13 protein-coding genes are annotated in these 17,433 nt (G+C 55.9%); 9 read left to right on the top strand and 4 right to left on the bottom strand.

Annotated elements, in window-relative coordinates:
* Positions 1–101 precede the first annotated feature (101 nt).
* The 5 genes from ACWKV5_RS18840 (at position 102) to ACWKV5_RS18820 (ending at position 5,185) form a co-directional block, all read left to right on the top strand.
* Positions 102–818, top strand: a complete 717-nt coding sequence (locus tag ACWKV5_RS18840; protein WP_483842519.1) for an ABC transporter permease — start codon at positions 102–104, stop codon at positions 816–818.
* A gap of 20 nt (positions 819–838) precedes the next feature.
* Positions 839–1,732 carry a glycine betaine ABC transporter substrate-binding protein gene (locus ACWKV5_RS18835; RefSeq protein ID WP_483842518.1) on the top strand — a complete coding sequence of 298 codons (894 nt, stop codon included), beginning with the start codon at positions 839–841 and terminating at the stop codon, positions 1,730–1,732.
* 12 nt (positions 1,733–1,744) lie between these two features.
* Positions 1,745–2,398 carry an ABC transporter permease gene (locus ACWKV5_RS18830; RefSeq protein ID WP_140664124.1) on the top strand — a complete coding sequence of 218 codons (654 nt, stop codon included), beginning with the start codon at positions 1,745–1,747 and terminating at the stop codon, positions 2,396–2,398.
* Positions 2,395–3,552 (top strand): osmoprotectant ABC transporter ATP-binding protein OsmV, encoded by a 1,158-nt coding sequence (locus ACWKV5_RS18825; RefSeq protein ID WP_483842517.1) that lies wholly within the window; start codon positions 2,395–2,397, stop codon positions 3,550–3,552. The genes ACWKV5_RS18830 and ACWKV5_RS18825 overlap by 4 nt, the downstream gene beginning before the upstream one ends.
* Before the next feature lie 469 nt (positions 3,553–4,021).
* Entirely contained in the window at positions 4,022–5,185 is a 1,164-nt protein-coding gene (locus tag ACWKV5_RS18820) for a type III PLP-dependent enzyme (RefSeq protein ID WP_027924486.1), read from the top strand.
* Positions 5,186–5,231: 46 nt separating this feature from the next.
* Here the strand turns inward: ACWKV5_RS18820 and ACWKV5_RS18815 are convergent, their stop codons facing one another.
* Both ACWKV5_RS18815 and ACWKV5_RS18810 read right to left on the bottom strand, forming a co-directional pair.
* The gene (locus ACWKV5_RS18815; RefSeq protein ID WP_483842516.1) at positions 5,232–6,110 is read right to left on the bottom strand and encodes a hypothetical protein; all 879 of its coding nucleotides are present in this window, start codon (positions 6,108–6,110) and stop codon (positions 5,232–5,234) included.
* A gap of 52 nt (positions 6,111–6,162) precedes the next feature.
* Entirely contained in the window at positions 6,163–8,376 is a 2,214-nt protein-coding gene (locus ACWKV5_RS18810) for an alpha-xenorhabdolysin family binary toxin subunit A (RefSeq protein ID WP_483842515.1), read from the bottom strand.
* A 252-nt stretch (positions 8,377–8,628) separates the two neighbouring features.
* Between ACWKV5_RS18810 and ACWKV5_RS18805 the strand changes: the two genes are divergently transcribed.
* Positions 8,629–9,726, top strand: coding sequence for an alpha-xenorhabdolysin family binary toxin subunit A (locus ACWKV5_RS18805; protein WP_483842514.1), 1,098 nt, complete (start codon positions 8,629–8,631; stop codon positions 9,724–9,726).
* Between the two features lie 38 nt (positions 9,727–9,764).
* Positions 9,765–10,766: an alpha-xenorhabdolysin family binary toxin subunit B gene (locus tag ACWKV5_RS18800; RefSeq protein ID WP_483842513.1), complete on the top strand. Its 1,002-nt coding sequence runs from the start codon at positions 9,765–9,767 to the stop codon at positions 10,764–10,766.
* On the opposite strand, the gene ACWKV5_RS18795 is transcribed toward ACWKV5_RS18800, so the two are convergent.
* Together ACWKV5_RS18795 and ACWKV5_RS18790 are read right to left on the bottom strand one after the other, a co-directional pair.
* On the bottom strand, positions 10,763–11,524 hold the full coding sequence (locus ACWKV5_RS18795) for a tetratricopeptide repeat protein (RefSeq protein ID WP_483842512.1): 762 nt from the start codon (positions 11,522–11,524) through the stop codon (positions 10,763–10,765). The genes ACWKV5_RS18800 and ACWKV5_RS18795 overlap by 4 nt on opposite strands.
* Positions 11,521–12,201, bottom strand: a complete 681-nt coding sequence (locus ACWKV5_RS18790; RefSeq protein WP_483842511.1) for a Fe2+-dependent dioxygenase — start codon at positions 12,199–12,201, stop codon at positions 11,521–11,523. The genes ACWKV5_RS18795 and ACWKV5_RS18790 overlap by 4 nt, the downstream gene beginning before the upstream one ends.
* 207 nt (positions 12,202–12,408) lie before the next feature.
* Between ACWKV5_RS18790 and ACWKV5_RS18785 the strand changes: the two genes are divergently transcribed.
* On the top strand, positions 12,409–14,727 hold the full coding sequence (locus tag ACWKV5_RS18785; protein ID WP_483842510.1) for a TonB-dependent receptor: 2,319 nt from the start codon (positions 12,409–12,411) through the stop codon (positions 14,725–14,727).
* A gap of 129 nt (positions 14,728–14,856) precedes the next feature.
* Entirely contained in the window at positions 14,857–17,385 is a 2,529-nt protein-coding gene (locus tag ACWKV5_RS18780) for a PepSY domain-containing protein (protein ID WP_483842509.1), read from the top strand.
* Positions 17,386–17,433 lie beyond the last annotated feature (48 nt).

Genomic DNA, 17,433 nt, shown 5'->3' with positions numbered 1-17,433 from the left:
ATAGAACGCGCTGCTTCTCGCGAACGTTATTTCCCGGCAGCCAGGAATGGCATTGCCACTCGGGACTGCGTTCGCCGACAAAAGAAAAAAGGAGTCCGCCTGTGGCTATTCGCTATGGCAAAGGGCTGATAGGAGGAGCGGTTGTCGTCGCCCTTCTGGCCCTGCTGGTCCATTGGATTGGCATCAACACGATCGAACATTACCGCGACGATTTGTTGTTTTACCTGCAAGCTCATCTGATTCTCGTCCTTGTTTCCATGCTGGCCGCCCTTGTTGTGGGCATTCCCGCCGGTATCTTCCTCAGCCGTCCGTCCATGGTGGACCGAGCTGAGCGCTTCATGCAGCTCTTCAACATCGGCAACACCGTGCCGCCTCTCGCCGTACTGGCCATCGCCCTGGGGATTCTGGGCATTGGCAGCGGTCCCGCGATCTTCGCCCTGTTCCTCGCCTCGCTGTTGCCGATCGTGCGCAACACCTATGAAGGCCTGAAAAACGTTCAGGGTTCACTGAAAGAAGCCGCTGTCGGCATCGGCATGACCCCGACCCAAGTGCTGTGGCGAGTCGAACTACCGAACGCGGTACCGATCATCATCGGTGGCGTGCGCGTGGCTCTGGCGATCAACGTCGGCACTGCACCGCTGGCGTTCCTGATCGGTGCCAACAGTCTGGGCAGCCTGATTTTCCCTGGCATCGCCCTGAACAATCAGCCGCAATTGCTGCTCGGCGCGGCCTGCACCGCCCTGCTGGCCTTGCTGCTCGACGGTCTGGTGACACTCGCCAGCCGCCTCTGGCTCGAACGCGGCTTGCGCCCGTCTTAAGCCTCGGCAAAGGAATCTATATGAAGACATTTAGCTTTTTACTAGGCTGCGCCCTGCTGTTCGCAGGATTTGCCCAAGCCGCTGAAAAACCGGTCATCCGCATCGGCGCGCGGGTGTTCACCGAACAAACCCTGCTGGCGGAAATCACCTCCCAATACCTGCGCACCAAGGGTTACGACACTCAGGTGACCGGTGGTCTGGGCAGCAACCTGGCTCGCAGCGCCCACGAAAGTGGCCAGCTGGATCTGATGTGGGAATACACCGGCGTGTCGCTGGTGGCTTACAACCACATCACGGAAAAACTCGACAGCGCCCAGTCCTACGCCAAGGTGAAAGAACTCGACGCGAAAAAAGGCCTCGTCTGGCTGACCCCGTCGAAGTTCAGCAACACCTACGCCCTGGCCCTGCCGGAAAAAACCGCGAAGGCCTATCCACAGATCAACACCATCAGCGAGCTGAACACGGTGTTGCAGGCTGAGCAGAAACAGAATCACCTGGTCGCGCTGGACACCGAGTTCGCCAACCGTTCCGACGGTCTGAACGGCATGGTCGACCTCTACGGCATGAACCTGACGCGCAAAAACATCCGGCAAATGGATGCTGGCTTGGTCTACACCGCCCTGCGCAACGGCCAGGTATTTGCCGGTCTGGTCTACACCACTGACGGTCGATTGAACGCCTTCAAGCTGAAACTGCTCGAAGACGACAAGCACTACTTCCCCGACTACACCGCCGCGCCAGTGGTGCGTCAGGTTTACCTCGACGCCCATCCGAAACTCGCCGAAGAACTCAAGCCGCTGGCCGAACTGTTCGACGACGAAACCATGCGCCAGCTCAACGCGCGGGTCGATGTCGATCACCAAAGCCCGTCATCCGTTGCCGCCGATTTCCTGCGCCAACATCCCATTAAATAAGGAGGAAAAGACATGGAATTTCTGAACGCCTTTTCCCATCTCGACTGGCCATTGGTGCTGCACCTGACCTGGCAACACATCACCCTCGTCGGCATCGCCGTGACGTTGGCGATCGTGGTCGGCGTACCGCTGGGCATTCTGATGACGCGTTTTCCGACGCTCGCCGGTCCCTTGCAGGCCAGCGCCACGGTGCTGCTGACCGTGCCGTCGATTGCGCTGTTCGGCCTGCTGCTGCCGTTCTACTCCAAATTCGGCCAGGGCCTCGGTCCGATGCCGGCGATCACTGCAGTGTTTTTGTACTCGCTGCTGCCGATCATGCGTAACACCTACCTCGCCCTGACTGGTGTCGATCCCGGCATTCGCGAAGCCGCCCGTGGCATCGGCATGACCTTCGGCCAGCGCCTGCGCATGGTCGAACTGCCGATTGCAGTGCCAGTGATCCTCGCTGGCGTTCGCACCGCCGTGGTCATGAACATCGGTGTCATGACCATCGCCGCGACCATCGGTGCCGGTGGCCTCGGTGTACTCATTCTCGCTTCCATCAGCCGCAGCGACATGTCGATGCTGATCGTCGGCGCCGTGCTGGTCAGTCTCCTGGCCATCTTCGCCGACCTGCTTCTGCAATGGCTGCAACGCACGCTGACTCCAAAAGGACTCCTGAAATGATCGAACTTCAAAACCTCAGCAAGACCTTCCAAAGCAACGGCAAAGATGTGAAAGCCGTGGACTCGGTGAGCCTGACCGTCAATGAAGGCGAAATCTGTGTGTTCCTCGGGCCATCGGGCTGCGGCAAAAGCACCACGCTGAAGATGATCAACCGCCTGATCAAGCCGACCTCGGGCAAGATCCTGATCAACGGCGAAGACACCACCGACCTCGACGAAGTGACTTTGCGTCGCAACATCGGTTATGTGATCCAGCAAATCGGTCTGTTCCCGAACATGACCATCGAGGAAAACATCACCATCGTTCCGCGCCTGCTCGGCTGGGACAAGCAGAAATGCCACGACCGCGCCCGCGAGTTGATGAGCATGATCAAGCTCGAGCCCAAGCAATACCTGAATCGCTACCCGCGTGAATTATCCGGTGGTCAACAACAGCGGATCGGCGTGATTCGCGCACTGGCGGCGGATGCGCCGTTGTTGCTGATGGATGAGCCGTTCGGCGCGGTCGACCCGATCAACCGCGAGATGATCCAGAACGAGTTCTTCGAGATGCAGCGTGCGCTGAACAAGACAGTGATCATGGTCAGCCACGACATCGACGAAGCGATCAAGCTGGGCGACAAAATTGCGATCTTCCGCGCCGGCAAGCTGCTGCAGATCGATCACCCGGACACGCTGCTGGCGCATCCGGCGGATGATTTCGTCAGCAACTTCGTCGGCCAGGACAGCACGCTCAAGCGTCTGTTGCTGGTCAAAGCCGAGGACGCGGCGGACAACGCACCGTCGGTGAGCCCGGAAACGCCGGTGGCTGAAGCGCTGGAGTTGATGGATGAACTCGACCGTCGTTATGTCGTGGTCACCTGTGCTGACAACAAGGCACTGGGCTATGTGCGTCGTCGTGACCTGCACCGTCAGGCCGGAACTTGCGCGCAGTACCTGCGTGAGTTCAACGCCACGGCGGCGTTTGACGAGCACTTGCGCATCCTGCTGTCGCGCATGTACGAGTTCAACCGTTCGTGGCTGCCAGTGATGGATGCCGAGCGGGTGTTCCTGGGGGAAGTGACGCAGGAATCGATTGCCGAGTACCTGAGCTCCGGCAAGTCTCGTGGTGGCAAGACCAGCATTGTTTCGCCAGCCGAGGTTGCACTGGCCTGACGGACGCCTTCGCGAGCAGGCTCGCTCCCACAAGGGATCTGTGGTGTGCATGCAATTTGCGCATCAACAAAAATCTCCTGTGGGAGCGAGCCTGCTCGCGAATGGCAACACCATAAATCCCTCTGACACCCCTCAAATACCCATCCAGCGGGAACATCACACTGTCATGCAGGTCGGTTACATCAGTAGATGTCCGGGACCGCACGACGGAAGCGTGCAAAAACGCGACATTTTTTGTTGATCTCAAGCCCCTCACGCCCTAAAGTTCGCGCCGAACGTCCATGCTGGAAACGATCCATCCGGCTCAAGTACTGACGACGAGACAGCAAGGCCAAGGGAAAGCACCGCTTCCCATGGCCTTTTTGCTTTCGGCGACATGCCTTGGGAAGTAGGCGAACCAAAGTGGGGATACGGAGGACGTTCATTTGCACCCATTGTTAATTTCAGTTTGCCAGTAGGAGTTCCCAGCATGTCGATCAACGTCGAAGACTATTTCGCGCGCGATACCTTCAACAAAATGAAGGCCTTCGCCGACAAACAAGAAACCCCGTTCGTGGTGATCGACACCGCGATGATCAGCCAGGCCTATGACGACCTGCGCGCCGGTTTCGAATTCGCCAAGGTCTACTACGCCGTCAAGGCCAACCCGGCCGTCGAAATCATCGACCTGCTCAAAGAAAAAGGTTCGAACTTCGACATCGCGTCGATCTACGAGCTCGACAAAGTGATGAACCAGGGCGTTGGCCCGGATCGCATCAGCTACGGCAACACCATCAAGAAATCCAAGGACATTCGCTACTTCTACGAGAAGGGCGTGCGTCTGTATGCCACCGACTCCGAAGCCGACCTGCGCAACATCGCCAAGGCTGCACCGGGTTCGAAAGTCTACGTGCGCATCCTCACCGAAGGCTCGACCACGGCTGACTGGCCTTTGTCGCGCAAATTCGGCTGCCAGACCGACATGGCCATGGACCTGCTGATCCTCGCCCGTGACCTGGGCCTGGTGCCTTACGGCATCTCGTTCCACGTCGGCTCGCAACAGCGCGACATCAGCGTCTGGGACGCAGCGATCGCCAAGGTCAAAGTGATCTTCGAGCGTCTGAAGGAAGAAGACGGCATTCACCTCAAGCTGATCAACATGGGTGGCGGCTTCCCGGCCAACTACATCACCCGCACCAACAGCCTGGAAACCTACGCTGAAGAAATCATCCGTTTCCTCAAGGAAGACTTCGGTGACGACCTGCCGGAAATCATCCTGGAGCCTGGCCGCTCGCTGATCGCCAACGCCGGTATCCTGGTCAGCGAAGTGGTACTGGTCGCGCGTAAATCCCGCACGGCGGTAGAGCGCTGGGTGTACACGGATGTGGGCAAGTTCTCCGGCCTGATCGAAACCATGGACGAAGCCATCAAGTTCCCGATCTGGACCGAGAAGAAAGGCGAAATGGAAGAAGTGGTCATCGCCGGCCCGACCTGCGACAGCGCCGACATCATGTACGAGAACTACAAGTACGGTTTGCCGCTGAACCTGGCAATCGGTGATCGCTTGTACTGGCTGTCGACCGGTGCGTACACCACCAGTTACAGCGCGGTTGAATTCAATGGCTTCCCGCCGCTGAAGTCGTTCTACGTGTAAGTATTCCGCTCAATAAAAAAGGCCCATGGAGACATGGGCCTTTTTTTTATTTCCGTAGCCATTTTTCAAAATGCGTCATCATCGCCATACATTCATCAGCGCCCTCCAGCGTTGCGCCCAACTTGAAATTCAACTCACCCAGTCTGGAGACACTCTTTGCCATCAATAACTCTTTCATCATGCCATCGATGCGCTGGATCAGTTCCTCGATAAACACCCCCATCGGTGCATTCACGGAAACGAAACTGGCAAACAACACTGCAATATCGGCCTTATATTCTACGGCCCTGACCGAAGCGTCCCTGGACGAATAAGCGATGTCCCATGCAGGTGCAGTGTTAGTCTCGCGAAACAATTCCTGCACAACCGTCGGTTGTACATGGCAATGACAGGATCGATGGTCCATTGCCTGGGTGAATACCGAACTCAGTCCAAATGCCTCGATGAACAATTCCGAGGTCGTATATTTCAGTTGTCGTACCGCAGACTTCAGTTCATCAAATCGAAGAAATAATTCGTGAACCAGATCCTTTACATCCCGAGGTGGAAATAACATCCAGGTCTGCGATCGGGACAAACTGTAAAACCTGAAGTCGACTTGACCAATAGGTTGATTCCTCGACATCTGCCGGGTTATTTCCAAGGACTCGCCGGCAAATATTTTAAGATCGCTTACATAAGCACTGCATAAAAGCCGGGTTTGTTCGGTACGCCCCCAAAATTCATGCAGATATCGCTCATTAAACGGGGCATTGTTCAAACGAGAATCCTTGGCCAGAACCGCCAATTGATGCCCGCTGTTTCTTCGACGCTCAAACACAACGGGTATCTTGTTGAACGTAGAGTGCAGCGTACCCAAAAACCGGGTGTAACGATCTAACACGCGCCGCTGCGTTGCGGTAAATTCATAGGTAAGTGTGTTCATCTTCCATGTTAGAAGAGGTGGGCACACGGCCCACCTCCCCCACTCCTTACGACTACTGAATAGTCTTCATGTATTTAACAACGGTTGCGATCCGGGTAATGGCGGTATCAGTTCGCGACTCGACAGGCAGAGACTTATTTTGCTTAAAGTCGAGAGAAAACCTTTCAAAGTCGGCAACCAGCTTCGACAGTTCAATCACGTAGGCCACCCGGCCATTGTCCAGTTTGTCCAGCGTCTGAACCAATTCAATCTTTCCGCTAATCCGAGTGATCTCTTTGGCATGTTGTTGCGACTGCACTCGTAGATCGCCTGCTCTTTCCTTGAGTCGGTTGTACGCCGCCAACATGTTGAGATAAGAAATAGCCTCGCCAATACCAGAAATCAGTTTTTTAAGCGTATCAATGGCCAACAAGGCGACTTGAACCTGCGGCGGCGCCAGACCCAGCGCTTTCAGATTATCCAGCGACAACTGCACCTCTTGACCGATTTTTTCAATTCCGGCTTTTCCGATCAAGTCAATTGCCTCGGACACAGACTTCATCTTCGCGGTCAGTTCAGCGAGTTTTGCTTCAGCGTGATTTTTTAGCTCTTCAACAAATGTCCGATCCTGTTGCAGCGTAACAGCCCACTTTTCAGAGGCGGCTCTGTCATAAGGAGAGCTGATACTCTTTTGGATATTTTTCAGATCTTCAGATTGTGCAGACATTGTGCTGTATGCAATCTTGAGTTCCGCTTCCATATCTTCATGAATCTCCTCCATGTCGTCCGAAGACTTGAGTTCTGCCTGATAGCCCTTCAGTTTTTTCTCAGTACCCACAAGATTGATGGTGGTTGTCTGAACCTGGCGGCATAGGTCGGACGTTGTCTTGTTGATAGCGATCGCCAGATTGTTCATCGCGCTGACGGTGCCAGGCAAATAATCGTATTGTTCGAAGAGCATCAATGCAGTGGTGTTGGCTCCTTGCACCGCAGCATTATGACCACGCAGGTCCGTCATATTGAAAACTGGATTTTCTGAAACATTAGACAGCGAAAACATGTGCGCCCTACCTTTTATCAACAAACGGTCACTCTCATATTCTTTATCAGCCTGTGCGAACACCCCCAGCAACTGATCCGAACTTGTTTTTATCTGCTCCCACGGTTCAATGACACTCAGTATCTGATTTTTGAATCGCCTCAAAGTAGTCGCATCTTCCAGCTTGTCGACTTCTTTGACGGATGCGTTGATATAAGTACTCAGCGCATTCCACACCAGCATAAGGTTCTGAGTTGCAACCTCAGCTTCGATCGCCACGTAGCTCAGATTTTGAAGATCATCACGCACCTTGTTCAAGGAGCTCAATGTCTGACTCTTACTGGCCATTTTTTGATTAGAGACGTGTTGCGCGTCCTTCAGTTTATTGCGTTCACCGCGTATCTTTTCAGCCTTGACACCCTGATAGATGCCGAGAATCAACCCGCCAATATTGAGGGTCGCGGCCGCCTTGATCGCCTCTTGAACCAGGTTATCGTACTGTTTATTGAGTTCATCAATGTCTTTCGAGCGCTGATCAATTTCACCTTGCAGAACTTTGATATCTGCCTGATACGTATTTCGGGAAACAAACTCCAAGCGCAGTTTTATTTCGGGCAGTACCGCCTCACGCATATCAATGCCAAAACTATCCAGCTCTGCTCTTACACTCTCGGCCTTATCATGGCATCGCTTGATTTTCCCCAGCATGTCATTGAGGTGGGCCTTTATTTCCGGAACATCTCCTTCAGGCAAGCCAAGATCTGGAAGATTCGGAATACGGAGTTTCAGTTTCTGATACTCCTCTGGCGTATTGATATTATGTTCTTCCAGGTACTTCGATGACTTGAGATCTTCATAGACCTCTACAATGCCGTTGCCGGTCCTGATAATGCTGCCACCGAAAATTTTAAGATCGGTACCCGTCAGCATTATTTTCTCGCGCAAGGGCGACCAGCGCTTGGCATGGTCATACGTCATAGAGAATGTGCGTAGAAAATCCCTCGCGGCAAGTCCCACACCGCCCGCATCGCCTGCGCCGTAATTGAGATACGCAATAACATCTTGCAGTCGAACAGGAAGCGACAAGCCTAAAGTTTCATACTTCCTCAGACTGACAATCTGCTTTGCCGTCAACTGAATTCCGGTCTCGCGATTATAGTCCGCTCCATCGCCAATCGATGCATCCACAAAAACTTTCGGCGCCTTGGCTGCGGCCTGAACGATCTTATCGTCTATATTGAATTCCATCAGAGACTCCTTGTCTTCTCAGGGCTATTTATAATAATAAATTGTCGTCGATACTGACGAGCTGATCACTCACTGCATTTCAGATATCGCGCAAAAAGACTCTAATACGACGCAACACTTAGCCGCCAGCGCTCAAATATATACAATTAATACAACCCCTCCAAACACCATGAATAGTTACAGACCAATCAATCATCTATTACCCAATTGAAGTTATGCTGCACCCTCACCCATTTGACAAGGATTTCAAGCATGCAACTTAATCAACCGCCAGCACTCAACAGCAAAGGCTTCGCTTTTAGTGCCTCTCCGCCGATTGTGACCAAAGGGGACATCACCCGAATTAAAGAATACATTTCAGAAGCAAAGAAGCTTCCGATCAACATCGACGATGTTAAAAATCTATTAAAAAGCGAAAACACTGGCATTGCGGGACTGGAGCCTTATGACATCGCAAATACCTGTGCAAAAATCGTCACCAACGCCAATCGCTGGAACGACATCGAACTGTCGATGAAAAGAGTCGCCGGCAGCCTCCAGGCATTCTCTGAAGACCTGCGGTATTTCGGAGACGACATTATCGCGGCCATTGAAACAATGCCCGGCTACAAAAATTACATTGGCACAATTGAAGGCCTGACCGACGAGGAAATTGCCAAACTTCCTGAACTGAAAATTGGACGAGATGAGACAAACAGATTTCCGTCCATCAAAGACTCGATCCATTTCATTGCCAGTTCCATCGAACAAAAGAAACCCGGCAGCACTGACATCCAGCTTCGCCTGAAACACTTCAAAACCGAGTTAACGGACGTGGTCGCGGTGTTGATTGGAGAAAAGCTGAAGCTGGCCGGCAACCACGAATTGAGTGCCGAGATCACTCGAATCAATGCTGAAATTGATGAAGCTCAGCGTCTGGTCGATGAAAAAACCAGGGAAGGCGAGCCCAACTTCTTCGATTACTTTATGGCTTTCACCGACCCGCTGGGCTCCCAGTATCTAAAAGTCAAAGCAGTACTGCAGGATGTCCATGTAGCGCCATTGATCCGACGTCGGGATGAACTCACCGAGCAAGTCCGCAAAAAAAGCGTTCTGACCGGTACCTTGCTGACCCTGCACGACCGTTTGCAAAGCGTCGACGCTTACATCATCGGAGCTACGGAGAGCACCGCACATCTGGAAACCTTGTGGATCACAATATCGGAATACATAAATTCTTCAAAAAACAAAATTGATGGCATTCACGAGTTTCTCACACTCAGAGCTTTTGTTTCGAGCCTGAAAATCGTACTCAGCAACTGGAAAAATATCGAGTCCAACGCCAAGGCCCTCACCAAAGCATTCGACTGAACTAACGACGATCCAAACCATTATAAATAAGGATATTTATGACAACACTATCGTATGCCGCGCCGGACATGTCGCTTATTCGCGACAGCCGAGAAACCATTCGTTATCAGGCCATTATCGGCTCTGCTGATTTGTATATTGAGGCGCTGCGGAATGAACTGATCAAACTAAGTTCGGAAATCACCGCTACAGACCTGGTCGCGTCCAAAACATTAACGTCCGCGATTATCAGCCTTGAAACCACGGCACTCAATGAGACGCTCCAGGCGCTGGACACATTGTCAGCAGGCGAAATGAACCCGCCTACCAAAAACGCCATTGAGTCCTATACCAAAATAGCCAGGCAGCTAATCTCGCTGTGCACTGACAAGCTGGATGAAGCTCAAACAGAACTCAGCCAAGCCATTTACAGTGTCAGGTACTCCCCCATCAGTAATAACCGGTTCAGGATTGCCGAACTGATGGAAGCTCGCGAAGTGCTGTCTGCGGAACTGGAAAAAGAAAAGCCTCCTGTGGATGCGCTTCTCGAAGATGAAAGGGTCTTGAACGAAGCAATCCGCCTGTTTGAAAGCCTCAGCATCATTGACCGCGTGAAACCTCTTCTTGAGCAATTGACCGGGATGATCGGTACTCAACCTGAAACACCTCAAACCGCCGCACTGAAAGCCGGCCTGGCGGTGGCGAACAAGTTTCTTGATGAGGCAAACGAACTGATCAAATACCAGGGCTTGATCAACGCTCGAACCACGCTTCGGGTTCGTCTTAAAGATCGGCAAGGTCGCCTGGACTCTCTCGTTACCCAAATGAGCGACAACGACAAGAAAGTCAAACAGCTGACCGATACGAAAAAGGTGATCGAACCGCGCAATACGTATGCGGATGAAACGAGCAACATTGTCGAAGCGGTGTCGCTGTTTCTTGAGGCCATCACCGAGGATACCCAAGGCGATATCGTCAAAAAGGGCCGCAAGCTGATAGCGCAAGCCAAGCCTTTCAAACGCTACCTGGAAAACCTTAAAGGCCAGTGGTTGCGCGGTTAACTCAATGGCTGAGCGAGTTGGGAGGCACGCTGGTGATATTCCTGAGCCATCGCTCGAATCCTGGGGTGTGGGGCGTTGTTCAGCGCCTCACCACTCACCCGCAAAAAGTTCTGGTTACCGGCGGCCAATGCCCGACGTAGCCAGGACAGCGATTCGTCAACATGCCCGTCATCGGCCAGCAGGGCCGCATAACTGAACTGCCCACGAAAATCTCCGCCTTCGGCAGAGCGTCGATACCAGACTCGTGCTGCGAGTGGATCGGCGAGGCAAACCTCACCTTCTTCCAGATAACGCCCCAGCAGGTTCATGGATTTAGCATGGCCCAGTTCGGCCGCCTCTCGATACAGACTCAAGGCTTGCGCCTGATTCACCAGCACTCCCCGTCCGGTGGCGAGCAGGTTGGCGTAGTTGTACATCGCCCAATCCAGCCCGGCTTCTGCTGCGATTCGGTAGTGCCGTGCAGCAACCGAAGCATCCGCCGCACAACCCCAGCCGTGTTCGTGACAACGGCCGAGCATGTTGCGCGCCATCAGGTGCCCGCCACGAGCGGCAATCTCGAACCAGCGCAATGCCAACGGCTGATCCAGCGCGATGCCGTTGCCGTCCAGCAGGATTTGCCCAAGCAGCGCCTGAGCATCGAGTGTGCCTTCGCGAGCCGCGATCAAAATCGCCTGGGCTGCGCGCGCCGGGCTTTCCGCCAGCATGGCCTTGAGCGCATCACCGTCGAGAACTTCCTCGCGGCGCAGTTGATAGCTCATACCTCAACCCAACGACGCAGCAGGTTGTGATACGTGCCGGTGAGGCGGATCAGCGAGGGGTGATCGGGCATGTCCTGGGTCAGTTGCTGGATCGCGCCGTCCATCTCGAACAGCAAGGCGCGCTGACTGTCTTCGCGCACCAGGCTTTGCGTCCAGAAAAATGAAGCGTAACGCGTACCGCGAGTGACGGCGTTGACCTTGTGCAGGCTGGTGCCCGGATACAAAACCATGTCGCCGGCGGGCAGCTTCACCCGTTGTGTGCCGAAGGTGTCCTGGATTTCCAGCTCACCGCCGTCGTAGTCCTCAGGCTCGCTGAAAAACAGCGTTGCCGACAGATCAGTGCGCACTCGCTCGATGCTGTTTTTGGGCTGGCGCACCGCGTTGTCGATATGGAAATCGAAACTGCCGCCGGCCGTGTAACAGTTCAGCAACGGAGGAAACACCTTGTGCGGTAACGCCGCGGACATGAACAACGGATTTTTCCACAGCCGTTCCAGCATCGCCGCGCCGACTTCCTTGGCCAGCGGATGGCCTTCAGGCAGCTGCAAATTGTGCTTGGCCTTGGCCGACTGGTAACCGGCGGTAATCTTGCCGTCCGCCCAATCGGCCTGCTCCAGAGCCTCGCGGATGCGCTGCACTTCTTCTTTCGCGAACAAGCCGGGAACGTGCAGCAGCATGGCAAAGGCACCTGGAACCAAAGGGGCGCTAATGGTATTGATTCTTATTGCTCGTGTAAAACCCTTGCGACGGACGAAACAGCAAAAACCGTAAGGTTAAATTGTAAAGAATGTAAATTCTTCGCGAATAATAACGTTTCGCAATTGATACAAATACGCGTCTACCCTATATTCCGCGGCCTCAAATCCTTGGGGAGGGGAATTCAAATGTCACGTCAACAACCACACGTACCGGTCAGTTCACCACGTTTGCTCGCGTCGGCCATCGGCATGGCGATTACTGCCGGCTCTGCGGGACACATGGTTTTCGCGGCGGAAAAAGCCGACGAAAAGGCACCGAGTAATGTGATTTCGCTGGGCGCAACCGCCATCACTGGTGAGGCCCAGGACGAGACTTCGTACAACGTCGAAAAAGCCTCCTCATCCAAGTACACCGCGCCGCTGGTAGATACCCCGCGCTCGATCACCGTTATTCCGCAACAGGTCCTCAAGGACACCGGCGCCCTCAATATGCAGGACGCGCTGCGCACCGTACCGGGCATCACCTTCGGTGCCGGTGAAGGTGGCAACCCGCAAGGCGATCGTCCGTTCATTCGCGGTTTCGACGCCCAAGGCGACACTTACCTGGACGGCGTGCGCGACACCGGTTCGCAGAGCCGCGAGATCTTCGCCGTCGAATCGATTGAAGTCAGCAAAGGCCCGAACTCGGCCATCGGCGGCCGTGGCGCTGCCGGCGGCAGCATCAACCTGGTGAGCAAAAAAGCCCACTTGGGCAATTCGAATGACGCTGGTTTTACCTGGGGTTCGGACCAGACCCAGCGCTTCACCCTGGACAGCAACTACCAGTTCACCGACACCGCTGCGGGCCGCCTGAACCTGTTGAGCCACGAAAGCAACGTCGCGGGCCGTGACAGCGTCGACTACGACCGCTGGGGCATCGCGCCGTCGCTGGCCTTTGGCCTGGGCACCGACACCCGTGTGAACCTCGATTACTACCATCTGGAAAGTAACGACACCCCGGACTCGGGCATTCCGTACACCATCCCGGTGGCCGGTTCGGCTGCGCGCACCAAGTCCAACCCAGACAAACCAAACGATGGCGGCGACAGCTCAAACTTCTACGGCCTGAACGACCGTGACTTCCGCAAGGGCCGCACCGACACCGCGACCTTCGCCATCGAGCACGACCTGAACGACGCGCTGACCGTCAAGAACACCCTGCGTCACGGCACCAGCATGCAGGATTACATCCTGACCCAGCCGGACGACAGCAAGGGCAACGTCAACAATGGCAGCGTCTGGCGCCGGGCGAATACCCGTGTCAGCAACACCGAGACCACGACCAACCAGACTGATCTTTTCGGTGACATGTACATCGCCGGCTTCAAGAACAGCTTCGCCACCGGTATCGAGTTCACGCACGAGGAAAGTCAGAAATCCTCGTACAACGTCAACACCGACACCACCCCGAGGACAGCAGCCGCCACCACCAACTGCTCCCCGGCCTTGATCGGCGCGCCAAGTGGTTACAACTGCACCTCGCTGTCCAACCCCAACCCGAACGATCCATGGAACGGCGCGATCTCGCGTAACTACGCCGGCACCGACACCAAGGCCAACACCTACGCACTGTATGTGTTCGACACCCTGGAATTGTCCCAGCAGTGGCTGGTAAACATGGGCCTGCGCTACGACCATTTCGACACCGACTACAAAACCTTCAACGGTTCCGACGTGACCACGTCCAAGGGCGATGACACCAGCGAGTTCGTTACCGGCCAGTTCGGCGTGGTGTACAAACCAGCGGAAAACGGCAGCATCTATGCGTCCTTCGCAACGTCTGCCACGCCACCGGGCAACACCCTGGGCGAAGGTTCGGAAGGCAACCCGTTGGGCGGCACGCCGGATCGCAACGGCAACTTGCTGAAAAGCGACCTGGAGCCGGAAACCACCAAGAACTACGAAATCGGTACCAAGTGGGACTTGATGAACGATCGTCTGTCCCTGACCGCCGATATCTTCCGCACCGAGAAAGATAACGCCCGCGTCCAGGTCGACACCACGACCTATGAAAACGCCGGCAAAACCCGCGTGCAAGGTGTCGAACTGTCGGCCACCGGCAAGCTCACCGACAAATGGCAAGTGTTCGCCGGTTACGCCTACATGGACAGCGAGCAAGTCGACGGCGGCCCGCTGGGCGCAGCCAACGATGGCAACGAACTGCCTAACACGCCGAAAAACAGTGCCAGCCTGTGGACGACCTATCAGGTCACGCCGAAGCTGACCATCGGCGGCGGTGCGTTCTATGTCGACGATGTCTTCGGCAGCGTGGCCAACACCACCATGGTTGATTCCTACGTTCGATACGACGCGATGGCGGCCTACAAGCTGAGCAAAAACGTCGACCTGCAACTGAACGTGCAGAACCTGACCGACGAAACGTACTACGACAAGGCCTTCTCGACCCACTTCGCCAACCAGGCAGCGGGCCGTACGGCATTGCTGAGCACCAACTTCCACTTCTGATAGAAGCGGGACGAAAAAGCCCTGCTCATTCGTGAGTGGGGCTTTTGTACGTAAAAAAGAATGTTTCTCGACAACCCACGGCATAATGCGCGCCGTGATGATAATTTTTGAACGAACAAGGCGAGTGACGTGTTGAAGAAAACCCTGTTCCAGTTGCACTGGTTTTTCGGCATCAGCGCCGGGCTGGTCCTGGCCCTGATGGGCATCACCGGGGCGACGGTGTCGTTTCAGGATGAAATCCTGAACGTACTAAACCCTTCCGTGTTGCAGGTCGAGAAGCAGGTCGCCGGCGTCCTGCCGCCCGTCGAACTGGTCGAGCGCATCGAAGCCGCGTCCGGCAAGAAAGTCTCGATGCTCTCCGTCGAGACCGACAGCGGCCACGCGGCCAAGGTGTTTTTCACCCCGCCGCCGGGCCAACGCCGTGGCGAGATGCGCTACTTCGACCCGTATACCGCCGAGCTCATGGGCGATGCCACCGGCCAGGACTTCTTCGGCTTCGTACTGCAACTGCACCGTTTCCTCGCCATCGGCGACACCGGGCGCAACATCACCGGCGCGTGCACGCTGATCCTGGTGTTCTTCTGCCTGTCCGGTCTGTACCTGCGCTGGCCGCGCCAGTGGAACAAATGGCGTGCCTGGCTGACCCTGGACTGGAAGAAAAAGGGCCGCAGCTTCAACTGGGACTTGCACTCGGTCGCCGGCACCTGGTGCCTGGTGTTTTACCTCCTGGCGGCGCTGACCGGGTTGTCCTGGTCGTATGAGTGGTACAACAAAGGCCTGACCCGATTGCTCTCCGACGCCCCGCAAAACGAGCGCGTGCGCGGTGGCCGTGGTCCGGCACCAAGCGGTCCGGCGCCAACCGCCGACTACGCGGCCATCTGGAGCAGCGTCTACAGCGCCGCAGGTCCCGCACTCAGCGCCTACAACATCCGTATGCCGCCCGTGGCCGGCCAGCCGGCGACTGTGTACTACCTGCTGAAAACCTCACCCCACGACCGCGCCCTGAACCAGATCACCCTTGACCCGGCGACCGGCATCGTCAAGCAGCACGATCGCTACAGCGAAAAGAGCCTCAAGGCGCAATTGCTGACCAGCATTTATGCACTGCATGTCGGCAGCTACTTCGGCATTGTCGGGCGCATCATCCTGACCATTACCGCACTGACCATGCCGTTGTTTTTCGTCACGGGCTGGATGCTGTACCTCGATCGTCGGCGCAAGAAAAAGCAGATCAAGGACGCGCGTAAAGGTCTCGAACAACCGGGCAGCGATGCACCGGCATGGCTGATCGGCTTCGCCAGCCAGAGTGGATTTGCAGAGCAATTGGCGTGGCAGACCGCCGGCCAATTGCAGGCCGCCGGCGTGCCGGTGAACGTGCAGCCGCTGGCGAGCGTCAGTGAACAGGATCTGCTGAACTCCACCAATGCACTCTTCGTGGTCAGTACCTTCGGCGACGGTGAAGCACCGGACAGTGCGCGCGGCTTCGAACGCAAGGTGCTGGGTCGGGCGTCGAGTCTTGAGCGTTTGAACTACGCGGTGCTCGGCCTCGGTGATCGCCAATATCAACATTTCTGCGGCTTCGCCCGACGCTTGCACACCTGGCTGGACGAGCACGGCGGCAAAACCTTGTTCGCCCCGGTGGAAGTCGACAGCGGCGACCCGTACGCCTTGCGCCACTGGCAGCAACAACTGGGCCTGTTGACCGGGCAAACGCCGGTCGACACCTGGCAAGCACCGAGCTACGACAACTGGACGCTGACCCGCCGCGAATTGATGAACCCGGACAGCATTGGTTCACCGGTGTACTTGCTCGGCCTCGCCGCCCCGTCCACCAGCAGTTGGCTGGCGGGTGATCTGGTGGAAGTGCTGCCTCGTAACTGCCCGTGGGCCATTGAGCATTTCCTCGACGGCCTGGGAATCGACGGGCGCGCTGCGGTTGCATTGGATGGCTTGTCACAACCGCTGGAGCAAGCCCTCGCCACGCGCCAACTGCCGGAGAACAGAGCCCATCTGGTCGGCCTGCACGCCCAGGCACTGATCGATGCGCTGGTGCCGTTGGCCATGCGCGAATACTCCATTGCTTCGATTGCGGCCGACGGCATTCTGGAACTGATCGTGCGTCAGGAAATGCACGCCGATGGCAGCCTGGGCATCGGCTCCGGCTGGCTGACCGAACACGCTCCCGTAGGTGGCACCATCAGCCTGCGAGTGCGGCGCAACAGCGGGTTCCATCTGCCGGCCGAGCCGGTGCCGATGATCCTGCTGGGCAACGGCACCGGTCTGGCCGGGCTGCGCAGTTTGCTCAAGGCGCGCATTGCCGACGGGCAACAACGGCACTGGCTGTTGTTTGGCGAGCGCAATCGGGAACACGATTACCTGTGCCGCGATGAGCTGGAGGAGTGGTTGATTTCAGGTGACCTCGAGCGACTGGATCTGGCGTTCTCGCGGGATCAGGCCGAGAAGATTTATGTTCAGGATCGCCTGCGTGAGTCGGCGGATGAGTTGAAGAAATGGTTGGCGGATGGCGCCGTCATCTACATCTGCGGCAGCTTGCAGGGGATGGCGTCGGGGGTGGATCACGTGCTCAATGAAGTGCTCGGGATTGCAGAGGTCGATCGCCTGATCGAACAAGGCCGCTACCGCCGCGACGTCTACTGACACCACGCATTCCCTGTGGGAGCGAGCCTGCTCGCGAAGGGGTCATTA

Source organism: Pseudomonas oplopanacis, from assembly GCF_057128725.1.
The sequence above is the reverse complement of the archived record's forward strand: the minus strand, read 5'-3'. Positions and strand labels throughout refer to the sequence as shown.